Source organism: Allobosea sp. ASV33, from assembly GCF_016428755.1.
Classification (GTDB): domain Bacteria; phylum Pseudomonadota; class Alphaproteobacteria; order Rhizobiales; family Beijerinckiaceae; genus Allobosea.
The window spans coordinates 1-16,752 of sequence record NZ_JAELTI010000001.1; the positions used below are offsets into that span (position 1 = coordinate 1).

10 protein-coding genes and 1 pseudogene are annotated in these 16,752 nt (G+C 66.7%); 3 read left to right on the plus strand and 8 right to left on the minus strand.

Annotation, left to right across the window (positions count from 1 at the left end; genetic code table 11):
- Positions 1 to 136 (plus strand): annotated as a pseudogene (locus JHD80_RS28510) (alpha/beta hydrolase); the annotation flags it as partial.
- Between the two features lie 125 nt (positions 137 to 261).
- Positions 262 to 675 (plus strand): cyclophilin-like fold protein, encoded by a 414-nt coding sequence (locus tag JHD80_RS00010; protein WP_248311293.1) that lies wholly within the window; start codon positions 262 to 264, stop codon positions 673 to 675.
- Between the two features lie 167 nt (positions 676 to 842).
- Here the strand turns inward: JHD80_RS00010 and JHD80_RS00015 are convergent, their stop codons facing one another.
- The 5 genes from JHD80_RS00015 to JHD80_RS00035 all read right to left on the minus strand — a co-directional run bounded on the left by JHD80_RS00015 (position 843) and on the right by JHD80_RS00035 (position 13,431).
- On the minus strand, positions 843 to 3,464 hold the full coding sequence (locus JHD80_RS00015) for an AAA family ATPase (protein WP_199084321.1): 2,622 nt from the start codon (positions 3,462 to 3,464) through the stop codon (positions 843 to 845).
- Entirely contained in the window at positions 3,461 to 4,585 is a 1,125-nt protein-coding gene (locus tag JHD80_RS00020; RefSeq protein WP_199084322.1) for a metallophosphoesterase family protein, read from the minus strand. The genes JHD80_RS00015 and JHD80_RS00020 overlap by 4 nt, the downstream gene beginning before the upstream one ends.
- A 2-nt stretch (positions 4,586 to 4,587) precedes the next feature.
- Complete coding sequence (locus tag JHD80_RS00025) at positions 4,588 to 10,605, minus strand: DUF3320 domain-containing protein (RefSeq protein ID WP_199084323.1); 6,018 nt, start codon at positions 10,603 to 10,605, stop codon at positions 4,588 to 4,590.
- Positions 10,606 to 11,675: 1,070 nt separating this feature from the next.
- Positions 11,676 to 13,052 (minus strand): AAA domain-containing protein, encoded by a 1,377-nt coding sequence (locus JHD80_RS00030; protein WP_199084324.1) that lies wholly within the window; start codon positions 13,050 to 13,052, stop codon positions 11,676 to 11,678.
- 85 nt (positions 13,053 to 13,137) lie between these two features.
- Positions 13,138 to 13,431 (minus strand): hypothetical protein, encoded by a 294-nt coding sequence (locus tag JHD80_RS00035; RefSeq protein ID WP_199084325.1) that lies wholly within the window; start codon positions 13,429 to 13,431, stop codon positions 13,138 to 13,140.
- 61 nt (positions 13,432 to 13,492) lie between these two features.
- Between JHD80_RS00035 and JHD80_RS00040 the strand changes: the two genes are divergently transcribed.
- Complete coding sequence (locus tag JHD80_RS00040) at positions 13,493 to 14,482, plus strand: helix-turn-helix transcriptional regulator (RefSeq protein ID WP_199084326.1); 990 nt, start codon at positions 13,493 to 13,495, stop codon at positions 14,480 to 14,482.
- A gap of 276 nt (positions 14,483 to 14,758) precedes the next feature.
- On the opposite strand, the gene JHD80_RS00045 is transcribed toward JHD80_RS00040, so the two are convergent.
- Genes JHD80_RS00045 through JHD80_RS00055 form a run of 3 tightly spaced genes read right to left on the minus strand, consistent with a single transcriptional unit; the run spans position 14,759 to position 16,713 of the window.
- On the minus strand, positions 14,759 to 15,100 hold the full coding sequence (locus JHD80_RS00045) for a helix-turn-helix domain-containing protein (RefSeq protein WP_199084327.1): 342 nt from the start codon (positions 15,098 to 15,100) through the stop codon (positions 14,759 to 14,761).
- 2 nt (positions 15,101 to 15,102) lie between these two features.
- Complete coding sequence (locus JHD80_RS00050) at positions 15,103 to 15,474, minus strand: type II toxin-antitoxin system RelE/ParE family toxin (RefSeq protein WP_199084328.1); 372 nt, start codon at positions 15,472 to 15,474, stop codon at positions 15,103 to 15,105.
- Between the two features lie 48 nt (positions 15,475 to 15,522).
- Positions 15,523 to 16,713 (minus strand): RHE_PE00001 family protein, encoded by a 1,191-nt coding sequence (locus JHD80_RS00055; RefSeq protein ID WP_199084329.1) that lies wholly within the window; start codon positions 16,711 to 16,713, stop codon positions 15,523 to 15,525.
- Positions 16,714 to 16,752: the final 39 nt, after the last annotated feature.

The following is a 16,752-nucleotide window of genomic DNA, read 5'->3' on the forward strand; positions in this document are numbered from 1 at the left end:
CGCCTATGCGGCGGCCGCGGAGCCGAAGGAATTGATGATCATTCCGGGAGCCAGCCACGTCGATCTCTACGACAAGGTCGACGTGATCCCGTTCGACAAGCTGGCCAGCTTCTTCGGCCGGCATCTCGTCGCCTGATCTCGACCGGACACGAAGCGATGGGGCCGCCGCCCTCGGTGGCCAGCCACAAACCCGTAGGCCAAGCTCCCGCCGCTGGACCGGGGGAGGCTCGGTGAACGACAGTCACTACGGAGGATCGGACAATGCCGCTCAAAGCCATTCGGATCGCCGGCGCCCTTCTCCTCGCAACGATCGGAACAGCCATGGCTCAGGAACGCATCAAGATCTCGTCGGAGTGGGGTTCCGTTACGGCGGAGCTCGCCGACAACGCCGCGACTAAGGCGCTGCTTGGCATGCTGCCCCTGACCATTCCGATGACGGACCACCTTCGTCAGGAAAAAACGGGAAGCCTGCCGTCGGGTCTGCCCGCCGCAGCACGGCAGCGCGCCTTCAAGAATGGGACGATCGGGCTTTGGGGCCCGGACCACTTCGTCGTCTACTATCGTGATGGCCAGGTCCCTCAGCCCGGTATCGTCATCCTCGGCGAAGTGAAGGGTGGGGCTTCGATCTTCGACCGACCCGGCTCTATCTCGATGCGGGTCGAGCGCGCGGATTAGATGGCTGGGAGGCGGCAGTGAGCAGACTGATGGCTTGAGCCAAAGTTGCGGACGACCTTAGGCCACTCCGAAGCGCATCATCGAACTATATCGGCGGCCGAGCGCCATTAGCGGAACTTGAAGGCTCGCCTATAACCGGACATTGCGAACGATCGATTGCGCAGCGGCTACGGTTCCCAGTCGACCATCGCGAGTATGTTTCCGCCCAGCTTCTGGAAAGCGCGCTGCCTGCAGGAGAAGACGATGATCTGCTGGTCCCTCGACTGGCGATGCAGCGCGTCGAACATTTTCTCAATGCGCTCGTCGTCGGAATAGACGAGCGCATCGTCGAGGATAACCGGCGCCGGACGGCCGTCGCGGGCGAGCAGCCGGGCGAAGGCGAGCCGGGTGAGCACCGAAAGCTGCTCGCGCATGCCGCCGCTCAGGCGCTCGACCTCCTCCTCCTGACCGTTGCGGGAAATCGTCTGCGGCAACAGGGTGCGCTCATCGAAGGTGACCGAGACATCGTTGAACAGCAGGCTCAGCAGCGGACCGAGCTCGGCCATGACGGGTTTGAGATACAGTTCGCGCGCCTCGGTGCGGGCCTCGTCGAGCGCAGCGGAGAGTCGCTGCAGGGTGGCGATCTCCTTCTCGAAGGCGGCGACGCGCAGTTTCGCCGCCGAAAGCGCGTCGGCGGTCTCGCGCCAGCTCTCTTCGACCGCCTCGTCCGATCGCGCGCGTATCTCGGCGTTGAGCCCGGCGACGATCTCCCGCAGCGCCACGATCTGCTGCTCGGCGCTGCTCTGGACAGAGCGGGCGCGCTTCAGCGCGGCTTCCGCGGATACCAGATCGACCGCGCCGGCCCGCAATTCGGCCGCGCGTACCTGCGTCTCCTCAGCTTGGCGCGATCGGTCGGCGAGCTCCTCCGACAGGGCGAGCTCACGCGCGCCGCGTTGATCGGCCGGCCCGAGCTGGGCCTCCAGATGCGCCTGCTCGGCGCGCAGCGTCGCCAGCGCCGTCTCGGCGGCGACGACGGCATCCTCCGCCCTGCCGCGCGCCGGCCCGGCCTCGCGCAGGGCGAGGCGCGCTTCCGAGCGCTCGCGCTCCGCCGCCGTCAGCGCGGCGCGAAGCGCGGCCGCATCGCCTTCCGGCTCGACGATCTCGGCTCCTGCGAGTGCCTGGGCCGCGACCTCTTCGCGCAGCTTCGCCAGCCCCGCCGGTGCGAGGGAGGACAGGCTGCCTCGCAGTTCACGTATCCGGGCGTCGATCTGCTGGGCCTGGGCCTGACGCGCCCGCGCCTCGGCCAGGGTCGCGACGCCCATCGAGGCCAGCAGGGTGCGCTGCCGCTCCTCGGCTTTCTCCAGGCGGCTATCGCCGGACTGCGCCCGGTTCGAGCGCAGCGAGATCACGCCGATCCCCGGCACGATCAGTTGCGCCTGCCCGTCATAGCTGCGCTCGCGCCCCTCGGCGAGAGGAGTCCCGTCCATCGTGACCTCGCCGCGTGCGTCCCCGACATAGGCGACGACGACCGAAGGACGCGCCGCTTCGGCGACCGCGCGAAGCCCGGAGAGCTCGATCTCCAGCGCCTGCAGCGCCTCGACGGCGTCTGGCGGGATGCTGACGAGGGCCAGTTGCGCCTCGGCGTCCTCGAGCGCGCCGCGCTTCGCTTCGGCTTCGTTCAGCCGCTGCCGCGACTCCGCGAGACGTTCCGTGGCCTCGCGGGCGCGCAGCGCCGCATCGAGACGCGCCAGCAGCTCGCGGGCTTCCTGCTCCTGGGAATCCGCCAGATCGGCTGCAGCCTGTGCCTTCGCGATCGTCTCGGCGGCTTCGCCCCGGCGGTCGATGGCTTCGTCGCGCCGCCGTTCCGCCTCGTGCAGTGGTGCGGCAAGGTCCGTCGTCTTCTGCAAAGCCGTGCGAAAGGCGTCGAGGGCGCGTTCGGCGACATCGCGCCGCTCACGGGCGAGCTTGAGTTCCGCCTCCGCGGTTTTCAGCCTCTCGCCTTGCGCCTGCGCCGTCTCGAAGTTTGCCTGCGCCGCGGCCACCGCCTCCTGGCGCTCCCGCCGCTCATCCGCACCGTCGAGTTCGGCCAGCCTCTTCTGCGCGGACGCGCGCTTGTCCAGCGCTTCCCGCAGGGCCGCGACATCCGCGGCGAGCCTCGCTTCTTCCGCCGCCAGCCTGTCGCGGGCCTCGATCGCTGTGGCGTAGCGCCCTCCGGCCTTCGGCCCGCGCTTGGTCACGACCTTGTCGAGTTCGCCGGCCACCGCCCGCATGATCTCGGCCATGCGGCGACCGCCGGTGATGGCTTCGACCTCGCCCTGCACGGATTCGAGCAGGCTCGCGCGAACCTGCTTCTCGCCGTCTTCCTCGGCATTGCTGCGCTTCTCGATGCCGGTCACGCCCTGGCGCACCCAGAGGAGCCCCGCCGGCCCAGCTGGTCCGCCCTTGATCAGGGCGTTGATGAAGTTCTCCGCCTCGTCCGCTTGCGCGACGAGGCGCCCGCTGGCGAGGTCGGTGACGCGCGCGAACCCGCCGCGATAATACTGCTTGGTGATCCGGAAGCGCTGGTCGCCATGCGCGATGTCCGCCTCCACCAGTGGGTTGCCGCCGCTATAGGGCCGCAGATTTCGGACCGGACCCGCCGTTCCGGAATAAGGCTGGAAAAACAGCGCGTGCAACGCCTCGAAACTCGTCGACTTGCCGAATTCGTTGGCGGCGCAGAGCACGTTGACGCCGTCGCCGATGCCCTCAATGGCGACGCCACGGCCGGCGAAACGCTTGATGTTGAACAGGCGCAGGGCCGAGATCTTCACGATGCCACCGCCTGCGCGTAGGAGAACAGCCGTGCCAGCGCCGCACGGGCGATCTCGCGCTCGCCTGCGGAGCGGCCGTCGTCCTCGGCTTCCGCGAGCAGGGCCGCGGCGGCTTCGCGCAGCGCGCCAGCGCGGTCAATGAGGTCGAGATCGCCCGCCTCGCACGCCGTGACGAGCCCGTTTTCGTCGAGCTCCAGGAGGGCGAAATCCGGGACGGCGCGCGCGACAGCTTCCGTCAGCGCCGTTCGCGACGACAGGCGGCTATGCCCTGTCGCGACCAGCTTAAGCAGCGTCTGGCGCCGCCTTGCGGGGGGCGGGAGCAAGGCTTCCATGGCCCGCGCTGGATCGTCGCCCTCGAGCAAATGCATGTCGAGGGTCTGCCAGTCGAAGCTCGCCGTCGGCAGCGCGCTCACCTCCGGCAGGGCCGAACGCCCGGCGAGGTTCACCAGCAAAGCCTCGCCCGGTCGCCCATGCTTGAACCGGTCGGGCTCGGGCGTCCCGCTGTAGCGCGTGCGCGCATCGACGGTGAGCGGCCCGTGCCAGTCGCCCAGCGCGAGATAGTCGAGGCCGGCGCAAGCGGCCCTGTCGGGCGCGATCACGTCCGAGGCGGCGCCTTCCTCGGAGAAGCTGCGGATCGCGCCATGGGCCAGGCCGACGCGTAGCGTGCCTTCGGCGGTGGCCGCGCCATCCATCCATTCGCTCATGTCGCGCCCGGGGCGCCGTGTCGTGCAGGGTGCCGGCAACAGGGCGACACCGGCCGCAAGCTGGATCGCGGCCGGCTCGACCGCCAGTACGACGTTCTCGGGGGCTTCCGCCTTCAGCGTCGACCAGAGCTGCGCCGCCTGCAGCGAATCGTGGTTTCCGGGCAGGATCACCCAGCGGACTGGAGCATGGTCGCGCATCGCGGCAAGCGCTTGCCGGCGGATATCGGGCGCCGGCGTCTCGGTGTCGAAGGTATCGCCCGCGAGCAGGATCGTGTCGGCGCCCTGCTCGCGGGCATGTTGCGCCAGCCGCCCGATGATGCCGTGCCGCGCCTCTCTCAGGCGACCTGGGAGATCGCCGTCGAAATTGCCGAAGCGCTTGCCGAGATGGAGATCGCTGGAGTGGATGAAGCGGAACATGGTCAGGCGGAGGGCTCGCTGGTCGTGGAATGCCGGCGTGCTCGCGCGATCGCCTCGTCGAGGCGAGCGCGGGAGACAGCGGCCAGTCGCTCAACGCCGAGCAGACGTGCGAGATCGCGCGCGGGGTCGGGCTGGTCGAGCAGATCCGAGTTGTCGAGGACGACCGAAGCGAGCTCGGCCAGAGGAATATCGGCGATGGGGCGACGCGCATCCTCGCTGGCCGCTTTCCGATAGGGCGCGATCTCCAATACGGCTCCCTTTCTCCAGAGGAACTCGCCACTGGACTCGCTCGTCGTGTCGAGCCCGCGCAGATGAAGATTAATGCGCTCGCGAATGCGGCCGCCGGTGCGCAGCCAGCCATGGGCCCGAGCGATGCGCTGGGCCAAGACATCGCTGCGCAGCGGGCTTTCGGCGTCGATCACGGCCTCGATCATCCCCCGCAACGTATCGCGATAGGCAAATTCATAGAACTGATCGGGTTCGGCACGGAAAGCGGATAAATCGGCGATCCGATAGGGGCGAACGCCTCTGTCGCCGGCGACGTCGGCGGCGGCTGCTTGTTCCGTGTGCGCCGGGGTGACGTTGTGAGCCATGGAGGCCGTGACCGAGACGAGCTCGGCCTCGCTGACCATTGGCGGCGGCACCGGCGTCTCGACGGGCTCTGCGACCTCTTCGTCACGGATCTCCTCGATAGCCTCGACCTCGTGCCCCATGTCCCAGCGGGTGGCTGACGGCTCCGTGTCCTCCGTCGCCTGCTCGGCAGTGGCCGCCCGGCGTATCCGGTCGTCGTCGAGCAGAGCCTGCAACTGGCCATGCAGGCGCTGCGCGCAACCCTTCGCATCGAACCACCAGTCCGTCGACCAGACGCGCAGCATGTTCCAGCCCAGCCCACGCAGCACCTGCTCGCGGACCTTGTCCCGGTCCCGCGCCGTGGCCGAGCTGTGATAGGCTGCGCCGTCGCATTCAACCCCGGCCAGATAGGCGCCAGCGAGATCGGGATGGCGTATGCCGAGATCGATCCGGAAGCCGGAAATGCCGACCTGCGGTACCACGGTCCAACCATGCCGCTGCAACTGCGCGGCAACGGCCTCCTCGAACGGAGAATCGAAGCCGCCGGCCGACCCAGTGTCCTGCGCCGGCAAGGCCACGGCCCCACGCTCGGCATAATCGAGGAACGTCTTCAGATGCTGCACGGCGAGCGCCTTGGTACGGCTCGGGTCGATCTGGTCGGCGGTGAAGCCGGAGAACACCAGCAGCTCCTGACGGGCGCGGGTGACGGCGACGTTCAGGCGTCGCTCGCCGCCATCGCGGTTGAGGGCGCCGAAATCCATCGCCAGCTTGCCGGCTGCGTCCTTCCAGAAAGTGATCGAGAACAGGATGACGTCGCGCTCGTCACCCTGCACGTTCTCCAGGTTCTTGACGATCGTCGGCTCGACGCGCTCGTCGGCGAAGAACCACTCGAGTTCCGGCTCGTTACGGCGCGCGGCATCGAGCAGATCGAGGATCAGCGATTGCTGCTGTGCGTTGAAGGTGATCACGCCGAGGGTCGGGCGCTGCTTCTCCGGCAGCTTGAGCCAGCTCCGCATCCGGGAGACCGCCTCGTCCGCTACGGCCTGCGCCTCGATGCGGTTGGTACGGCTCTTGCCGCGATCATAGACGCCACTCGGCACCTTGCGCAGCTGCACGGCGCGGTCCTCGACGGCGGCAGAGGGGAACGTCACGAGGCGGTTCTGATAATAGTGGTGATTGGAGAAGGCGATCAGCGACTCGCTGCGGCTGCGATAGTGCCAGCGCAGATCGCGGACCGGAATGCCGGCGGATCTCGCCTCGTCGAGAATGCTCTCCAGGTCCTTTTCGTGATCGGCGACGTCGTCCTCGTCCTCGTTGCGGCCGAAGAAGTTCGTCGGGGGCAGTTGCTTCGGATCGCCGACGATGACGGTCTGGCGCGCCCGCGCGATCGCGCCGACGGCGTCCCATGTCGTGATCTGCGAAGCCTCGTCGAAGATCACGACATCGAACGGTGCGTGGTCGGGCGGCAGATACTGCGCGATCGAGAGCGGTGACATCAGCATGCAGGGCGCTAGCTTGGCGAAGCTCTGCGGCATCCTGCCGATGACGTCGCGGATGGACTGGCTCGGCCGCTGCAGCTCCATCTGATGCCGCAGCAATCCGAGCTCGGAGTTGCGTGGTACCCCCTGCACCGGCGGCAGCCCATGCGCGACCCCATCGATCACCCGCTGCGCCGCATGGGATCGGACGAGATCGTCGAGTTCGCGGAATTCGGTGATCGTGTTCTCGTGCTGGAAGCGGCGGAAATCCCGCAGGACCGCGTCGCCATCGAGAATCTTCGGCAGCCACCATCGTGCATAGCCCAAGGAAAACGCCTCGCGCGCCTTCGCCGGCGCGACGCTGCCGTCTTCGAGCGCCTGGACGAGGGGCGAAAGGCCCAGATCGACGGCGCGCCCTCTCGCCCGGCACCAGACCGACCAGTCGCGCAGCAGATGCCCCGCCTCCGCCAGCGCATCCAGGGATTGCGAGAGCGTCGCCAGCGCGGCGTGGTCGTGCGCCGTTGCGACGCCGCGCCCGGACAGCGCCGCGAACTGCCCGGCCGCGGGCTTCAGGCCCGCCAGCGCGGCCAGAAGCCTGGCTCCAGCCAATCGCGCACCACCGGCTCCGGCGGTCGCCGGTAGGCAGGGCGCGAGCGACCGCAGGAGTGAACCGACATCGTCGGTGTCGATACCCGGAATGCGCAACGCGTCGCGAAGCCGCGATGCGAGCGCGAGGATCCCGGCCACCGCGCTGGTGTCGGTCGACAGCCCCTCGACCGGCAACGGCTTTCCGACGAGAACGTTCCCGTCGATCGCCGCCAGCGCGGCCTTCATGCGCGAGAGCAGCGGCAGCTCGCGCTCCGGCTCGGCCATGCCCTGCGAGACATAGCCCTGCAGCATCTTCTGAACCTTGCGCCTGCCCAGCAGCGAGCCCGGCCAGAACGAGCCACTCGCCTCCCGCCATTGCCGCAACAGCGCATCGGCATCAAGACTGCGGACCACGGCGGGGGCGTAAACGGCTTGAAGTCTCCGTTCCGCGTCGCGATAGGCGGCGATATCGCCGCCAAGGGCCGCGAGCGCATCGGCGCAGCGGGAAAAATCACGATCGAAGGCGATCGAGACATCGATCCCCTGGCTCTCCTGCAAGGCGGCCGCGAGTTCGGCCAGCGCCTCCACGGCATCGGCCGAGGGTTGCGACCGGGGCTTGAGGCCGAGGCTGGCGAACGCGGCGGCAACCGCACTCGAGAGCAGGTCGATCGCATTCCGGAGTGCGCGGGCGGCGGCGAGCAGATCGTCCTGCCAGCCCGAACTCCATTCGGCGATATCGACCAGCTCGAGCGCCGGCCGCCGTTCCACCGAGGCGAACACGACGCCGAGTTCGGCCGCCACGTCCTCGAGGCCTCGGAATGCGTCCGCACCATGCGTGTCCCGCTCGGGCCATGTGAGAGCGGGAGCGACCTCATCGGCACCCTTGAGCGCCGTTCCGAGCGCCCGGTAGGGCGTCCAGCCGTTCCGGTGGCGGCGGTGCAAGGCTTCGACATAAGCGTTGAGGCTGTCGCGGCGCAGCCGCAGCCGCTCGTTGATGGCGATCCATTCCGACGCGTCGCTCCGGCCGCCATGCTCCCAGGCCGCCTTGAGCTGCGCGAGGAAATGGCGGCGATCGGCCTTGTTGGAATGGAGCTCGATACACCGGTCCCCGAGCCCGTGCTCGCGCAGCCGGCGATAGACGACATCGAGCGCGGCCGTCTTCTCGGCGACGAACAGCACCGTCTTTCCGACCGCGAGGCAGTTCGCGATCATGTTGGCGATGGTCTGGCTCTTGCCGGTGCCCGGCGGCCCGACGATGACGAAATCCCGTCCTTCCGCGGCGGCGAGGCTGGCGGCCGTCTGTGAGGAATCCGAGGGGAGAAGGCTGACGATGGCGGACGGCGCATAGACACGGTCGAGATCTCGCTCGTCATGAAAGCTCGGCGGTCCGCCGTCCGGCAGGAAGCTCTGCTCCGGCGTGTCGATGAGATGACGCACGACCTTGTTCTCGCGCAGCGCCGCCGTGCGCTCGACGAGATCCTTCCACATCAGGAATTTCGCGAAAGAGAAGGTCGACAGGGCGGTTTCGTCGATGACCTCCATCCCGGGCACGTCGCGCACCGCCTGCCGTACTGAGGCGAGCAGGCGCGGCACGTCGATGCCGCTCTCGTCGATCGGCAATTCGCCGCTGAACTGCGGCAGCTTCAGATCGAAATCGCGCTCCAGGAACTGGAGCAGGGTGGCGTTGAAGCGCGGCTCGTCCTCGTGGAAACGGATCGCGAAGCGCGAGCTCGCGCTGCGCCGCTGCAGCTTGACCGGCATCAGCAGAAGCGGCGCCCTGTAGCTGCGCTCCTCCTCGGATTTCTTGCGCCAGCGCAGGAACCCGACCGCCAGAAACAAGGTGTTTGCGCCGCCTTCGGCGAAGTCGTTCTTGACCTGGCGATGCAGGTCGATGAGCCGTGCTTCGAGTTGCCTTGCGTCAAGCGTCGAGGAGAGCTCGTCCCGCAGCAGCGCCTCCGCGGCGAAACCGCGTTGCAGATCCCGGCCGTGGACATCGCGGTACAGCGCCGCATCGCGCTCGCCGAGTGGGTTTTGCTCGGGCAGCGAGATGATGCTGACCGCGGCGCCATCGGCCAGCCTGTCCTCGAGATAGGCGATGTCTGTGCAGAGAAACGGGATGGTCTTCTTCGAGTCTGGGAAATTCAGGAGCCGGTTGCGCAGCGTCAGGTCGAGCAGCTTCTTCTGCCAGCGGTCGATGCGGCCGGCCGCGCTGGTCGGCTTCACCTCCACCATCTCGGCCGACAGGGCGCCGAAATCCGGCGCAGGCGGCAGGGGCAGCTCGGACACCGAAACAGGCTCGCCTTCTCCTTCTACCGCCGGGCGCCGGATGGGCTGATGGGAAGCGAGGGGCATGATGCCGCCGCTGCGCGAGCGCCTGACGTCGATGGCCGCGACGAACCCATGCGCCTGCTCCTCTGCCATCCGGATATCGAGCGCCCGTTGCGCCGCTTCCATCGTCATGGCCGGGCGATGGGTCACGCCCGTCGTCTCGAAGACCACGAGCTCCCGCGAGGCTAGCGCCTTGCGCACCTCCATCTGGTCCGTCTCGATAGCGTTGGCAAAACAGCGCGGCACGAGCCAGACGCCGACCGCGGCATGACCCTGGAACAGCAGGACGACGGGATGCAGTCCTGCCGCCTCCAGCGCAGCGGCGAAGAGCAGCGTGGTATCGAGGCAGGTCGCCAGCCGCTCCTCGGCAATGGTGCTCGGGCGCCGAATCTTCTGGCCGCGACTTTCGAAGCTCGCGGGCGGCTCGGCATAATGCAATCCCAGCCCGGCAATGGCCGAATAGATCGCTGCGGACAGCAGATAGGCGCGCTGAGGGCTCTGCGACTGGTAGCCGTCCAGGCCGCCGGCATGGCCATGAGCGGCGAGCCGGTCCGCTGCACCTCGCAGCAGCGGCGCCACGGCGGGGTCGTTGGGCAGGACAAAGGCCGGCAGCAACTGGGCCATGTCCGCGACCCCGCCCCACTCGTCGCGGGCGAGCAGGCGCACGTTCAATCTGCGTTCGTCGAGCACCTGGCCGGCCGAGGAGAGCCGCAAAGTGATCTCGCCGCGCTCCGCCTCGTCGAGGCCGGCCAGATATCGGGCGTCGAGCTCGACCTTGCGATCGCTGAGGTTCAGTTCGTCGCCGGGCAGCAGCCGGTCGATGCTCCACGATTTGGGGCGCAGGAAAGACGGCGTCGAGGTCAAATCGAGCCGGCAGCCCTCAAAATGCCGGCCGCCTAGGTTCGCGATCCGAATGGAGCGGATCACCGGTATCGCGTTCTGATAGGATGCGTATGTAAAGCCCGTAGCAACGTCCGGAACGATCTCTGGATTGCTTTGCTTCTCGCTATCGTCGTTTCCGGCGCTCTCCAAGTTATCTATGTCCGCGTTTTCCATCAGCCAGCTCCCCAGGAGAGGAGATTAACGGGCTTCGCCAAAACGGAAAGGTCTGAGCAAGCGGTATTCGCTTAGTCTATCGGCGCAGTTGCCCGATCAATCAGCCCCCGCCGTGGGCCAAGGTCGATATCGCCTCGGCGATCGCCTCAAACTCCTGGAGGGACGGTGGCCGATGCTGCGTAACCGTTGAAAAAGCGGTTCGGAATTGAGAAGTGCGGGAAGTCTCTCCCCGCACTTTTTGATCTTCGATTAGCGGCGCCCAGACCCGTTCTTGGTCGGGTCGACGAGGCGATATCCCATTCCGGGCTTGGGCGTGGGCGGCATAGGCTCGCCGCGCACAACCGTACGCTCATTGCCAGTGTTCCCGCCTCGAGGTCCCACCTGTTCATATTGACCGGAGCGGGGAGCCGTAGTGCCAGGTTTAAGGGTCTTTGACATGAGTTATCTCCTCTAGGAAATTGTCGCGCGGCGCCAAGGCAGGCACCCCGGATTGATGTTTGCCAGCCAGCGAACGATATCCGGGCGACCGAAGGTTCTATGCCGGCGAGCGCCCATCAGGGCGATCGGGACACCAAGTTCGCTCGCCCATGCCGCCAGCGCATTTTCGCGCTGGCTTGGGCTATCGATGACGTGGTCAGCGACGCACACAACCGCGAAGCGAACTCCCTGCTCGCGGATCAGGGCAACGTCACATGTTGCCATTCTGGGCTCCTTCCAAAGAAGTGATGCCGCTTGACGAGCACCAGGATTTCCTCCCTAAAGAAGAGCCGACCAAGTGCAGTCCCGCGCAGCATCCTGACGTTCTGCGGGTCTACGGCGAGGCCCGGGGTTCCGGCCCGGGCCTTCACGTTTCATCAAAGTCTCCGAAGTTCGACCGTGCCTCACGCCTCCGGTCGCGGTCGCTGGGGTTGTAGCCTCCCTAGTTCTCGTATTTCTGCCCCATGATCCGAGTCCCAATGGGCTGATATCGTCCAGCGTACCCTCTTGACGATGTTGCAAAACCGATCCCCAGATCGAAATTTTGCCGCCTCCTGCGTATTCCGATGCGGCTACTTTCGCACGCGCGGGTGTCAGAAATTGTCACCCCCATGCTCGCGCAGCAGGCAGAGGGCGTTTACTAGCGCCATTTCCTCAATCGTCCGGCACGGTGTCTCGAGGAGCGCCGGGCTAGCAAAGACCATCGCTGCGACCTGCGCTCGCGACACGGCGACGTTGATGCGGTTGAGCGAGAAGAGGAACGCAATATCTCTCGGCAATTCCTCTCCGCTCGAGGTCGTCATCGAGACGAGGCATACTGGCGCCTCCTGCCCCTGGAAGCGGTCTACCGTGCCGACGCGGACGGTGCTGGGCAGCCGCGCGCGCAGCGCGTTCACCTGCGCGTTGTACGGCGCGACCACGAGGATGTCGGCAGGGCCGACGACGCGCTCGCGACGCTCGCGGTCGCGGTAGGTCGATCCCTCCACCTCGACGATCCTCGCGGCGACCGCGTCGATTTCCTCGGGGCTGACTTGCGAGCGGCCGAAGTGCGCCACGGCGCGCATGCCGGCTCCGACTAGGTCGTCGCCAGCGCGGGAGACCAGCGTTTGGCTACCCGCCGCCTCTTCGCTCCCGAGCCTGTCCTCGTAGACCGCAGTAGAGATGAAGTCGCAGATGCGCGGATGCATGCGTCGGCTTACGGGCATGAACACGCCGCGATCCGACGGAGCGACACGATGACCGTCGATCAGGTATTCGAGGCATGAGCGGCCGCTGTCGCCGGGGTGGCTCCCCTGCAACGGCTGCGGCAGCTGCATGGGATCGCCCACGAGCACGATGTTGCGGGCGCAGCGCGCCATGGCAAGGATGTTGGCGATCGAAACCTGCCCGGCCTCGTCGACGATCAGGTGGTCGTAGGCCGCGTCGGCATAGCGAGCGAAGTGCCACGCTGTCGCACCGACTACGTCCGCCGCTGCGATCTCAGGCGCGTCGTTGTCGCTGACGAAGATGATCCCGGGATGCGCCTCATCGTCACCGTCGTCGGACGCCTTCTGAACGACGCTGCATGGGACACCTTCGGCACGGGCGCGATCGACCACCGCCTCGAGCAGGTTGCCGATGGCCTTGTGGCTGTTCGACGAGACCGCGATGCGCTTGCCGGCGCGGACGAGGTCCACGATCGAGAGGGCGCTGACGTAGGTCTTGCCCGTTCCCGGCGGCCCTTGGATGGCCAGCGTCGTGCCCGCCATCGCCGAGATCGCGCGACTCGTCTCCGCCGGCAGGTCGCCATCGGCCGAGATGATCCCTGCGGGGCGCAGGCCGTCGACGAATATCGGCGGACACTGCGTCAGCAAGTGCTCTACCGCAGGGAGGCGGCCTGTGTTGGCGATGATCTCCTCGGTGACCGCGGCGACCGCGTCCTTGAGGATGCTATTACGCAGCGGCTGGTGTCGACGACCTCGTAGGACCACGCGCCGAGGTCACACGGTCGCTCGACTCGCTCGAGGAAGTCGCTGTAGCCGCCCCATGCGCCGTCGAGCAGCGCACCTTGAAAGATCACGTCGGCCCGTCCAACATCGCCTGGAGCGTGAGGCGGACGGAGTCCTCCAGCGACAGGCCGTCTTTCGGGATCTCGACGACGGAGCGGCCGTCGGCCTTAAGCTGGTCCAGAAAGGCGATCTCATGCTCGTCGCCCTGCCGCTGCAGCAACTCGGCTTCGGCACCGTCCTCGCTCGGCGCCAGGTCGCCGACCTCGATCAGCCGCAGGTCGAGCGTCGTCGCGTGGCGACAGCTCTTAAACCGCATCAAATCGGAGGCCGAAAGCCTAATCGCGCCGTCGGTCTTGCGCATACGCATTCCCCTTTCCTGCGATATGGCACATAAGGGTGACAAAAGCTGTCAGAGTGCTTCAATGTCGTTCGCGAAGGGTCAAGAACTGCTCAAGCTCGCAATGATGGCGACGGGCCGGAGCGGTGTGTCGCTCGAGGAGATCGTCGACGAGTGGGGCTGCTCGCACCGCACCGCGCAGCGGATGACCGACGCGCTGCAGGCTGCATTCCCGCAGACTAAGGCTGAGGACGGCGACGACCGCAAGCGCCGCTGGCGTATCTACGCCAAGGCAATCGCGCCTCTGTTAACGCCCTCGGCGCAAGAACTCGCCGCGCTCGCGGCAGCAATTGCCGAACTTGATGCCGCTCAAATGACGGCAGAGGCAGGGTCGCTGCGCCAGCTCCAGTCTAAGGTCCGCGCACTTCTCCCACCCGGTGCGGGCACGCGGCTTTCGGTCGACGAGGAGGTACTCTTGGAGGCACTCGGCCACGCCGCCCGACCTGGTCCGCAGCCCGTCATGAACAGCCAGGTCAACGCCGCGATCTCGGAGGCGCTGAAGGGGCCGTTCCTGCTCAGGATCACCTACCGTCGTCGAACGCAGGACAAGCCGAGCGAACGCATCGTAGCGCCGCACGGGCTTTTGCTCGGTGTTCGGCGCTATCTCGTAGCTCGTGACACGGCGAAGAAGGCTGGGCGCCTTCAGCACTACCGCGTCGAGGAGATTTATGCGGCCGAAGTGCTCGGAGAGAGCTTCGACATCGACCCAAATTTTAGCCTCCGCAAGCATGCCGAAAAAGGCTTTGGCTCTTACGAGAGTGAGGCGGAGCATGGTGACGTGGTGTGGCGCTTCTCTCCTGACGCGGCTGATCACGCCCGCCGATTCGTGTTTCACCCGACCCAAACGGTCGAAGTGGAGAAGGACGGATCATTGCTCGTACGGTTCAGAGCGTCGGGACATCTCGAGATGTGCTGGCATCTCTACACGTGGGGAAAATCGGTGGAAGTGCTTCAGCCAGCCTCGCTGCGCGAGATGGTCAATGGCCATCAGCGTAGGTTCGAAGCGCTGCCGTAGATTGCCTCAGCGACCGCCTGCTGCGCCCCAGCCTTCTATTTCTGCTGGCGCATGGCGGCCTCGGCGGCTTACCCGGCAAAATTCGGCACGTCTGCCTGGAGGAGTTCCCCTAGGCGGGTAACGGAAACGAGCTCAGGCAACCCGGATGGCCCATCAAGGAGACGTTCTCGCGGTCGGTTAGGGGCCACTCTCATCTGTCCAACTGACAAGCCCGTCAGGCTGCCCTGAAGCAGACGTTCCAGACGTCGGCTAGGGGCCACGAGCAGAAGTCGCGCTCTATGCTGCGTCGGCCTTCTTTGGCCGCCCGACCTCCCCGAGGCGATCAATGCGAAGCGCCGGCCCATCGGGAAACCGTGCCACGATCTCGAGGCTTCCACCGGCCGCCTCGACATAGCCCTTGAGCGTGCTCAGCAGCAGATCGGCGCGCTTTTCGAGCTTCGACACGCCGGCCTGATCGGTGTGCAGCCGCGCGGCCAAAGCCGCCTGACTCAGACGGCGTGCCTTGCGCAGCTCCTTGAGGCCGACATATTCGGCCATCACCTCACGGCTACGTTTTGTGATGGCAGCCTGCTCGTCGACCGGCAGCTTGGCCAGCGTCTCATTCCAGGAGGTGGTCATCGTTATGGCCCTCTCTTCGATGGTGGTGGCACGATCAGCGTCGCGAGATGGTCGCGATAGCGCGCGTCAGCGATCGGCAGGTTGACCTCATAGAAACGGCCATCGCCGCCCTTGTTGCCGCCGACCAGCAAGATGGCTGACCGTCTCGGGTCGAAGGCGAAGAAGATTCGCCAGGGGTCGCCGCCGATCTGGATCCGCAGCTCTTTCATGTTCGGATAGGCCGAGCCCTTCAAGGTGTCCGCATGCGGCCGGCCGAGCGTCGGCCCGACCTGTTGCAATAAACTGATCTTGGCCGCGATTTCGATCCGGACGCCGCTTTCGAGAATCAGGAACCAGCGCTCGAACTCAGCAACAGATTGGACAGCCCAAGCCATGGCGTCGATATGCCCTGAACGGCATTATGTTGTCAAGTGCATATCTAATCAAATGATCCCCCAGGCGCGGTAGCGCTTCCGACCGGTCAATTCGCGCGGCAGGCTGCCGCCGAGCTTTCTCAGCATCGCCTCGACCGCCTGCGGCGTGACCTGCAGCCGCGCCGCCGCCATCTGGACGGTGACCAGCGGTGTCGACACGAACAGATCCACGAGCTCGGCCAGTCTCGAATTCCCCCGCCTCCCCTCACATTTCCGCAACATCACAGTCCGCGCCAGCGACAGCCGATCAAGATCCCCCTGCCCGAACGCCGCCGCTTCGGCAAAGGCGCCAAGCAATCCCGTAATCCGGACGCCGAGCGTCTGGTGCGGGCTCCAGCGAAACCGCACCCGCCTCAGCCCCAGTCCAAGCGCGGGCAAATGCGCCGCCACCCCGCGCTGCCGCAACACGGTCGCGGCCAGCGCAAAGCCGAGCTCGCCGGCGCGTTCCGACGGCTCGAGCCACAGCCAGGCGTCGAGCGCGAGCGCGGCGGCGACGGTCGCCGGCAGCCCCCTGCCCTCCTCCAGGACGGCGAGCCAACCCTCGAACCGCCCGGGAGCGTCATAGGCGGGATCGCGCAGCGTCAAATTCTTGCGGCCCTGTTCGGAGGACAAATCGTTCCAGGCGTCGAGTTTTTTTCGCGTGCGCACCAGCAAGGCGTCGATGTCGGCGAAGGCCGGGTCGGCGTGATCGTCATCCTCCTCCCGGTCCAGGTCATTGTCATCGACCTGGTCCTCCTCGTCGTCTTCAACGTCGATCCGGTCCCAGGGTGCCGTGACCCTTTTTGCGGCAACTGACCCGGTCTTATGCCTGTCCGTCCGGTCCGGCTCCCCGGCTCCTGCGATCCCAAACCGCTGGCGCAGGGCGGTTGGTTTCAAAAGCTCGCCGGGCTCGCCTCGCGCCAGGCGCCGGCGTTCGTCAAGGATGGTGGCGGCGCGCGCGATCTCGCGCGTCGGGCTGCGCACATCCATGCCCGCGTCGTGTAGGCAGAGATCCTCGAGCGGGCACAGGCCCCCGGTGAGCCCGATCAGCGCCTGTGCCTCAAAAGCGTGGCCGCGCTCGCGCACGCCCTTCGCCAGCGCCGGCTCAGCCCGGAGCAGGCGCTCGTCGCAGCGGGCGAGCGCGATCGCCGCGGCCTCGGCAGCTACGGCGCAGTCCGAAACCAGCTCGCGGCGAACGGTTCGCGTTAGATCGTAGCGCATTGAATCCACGTGACTAAATCTATCAAGACCAATCTAGAT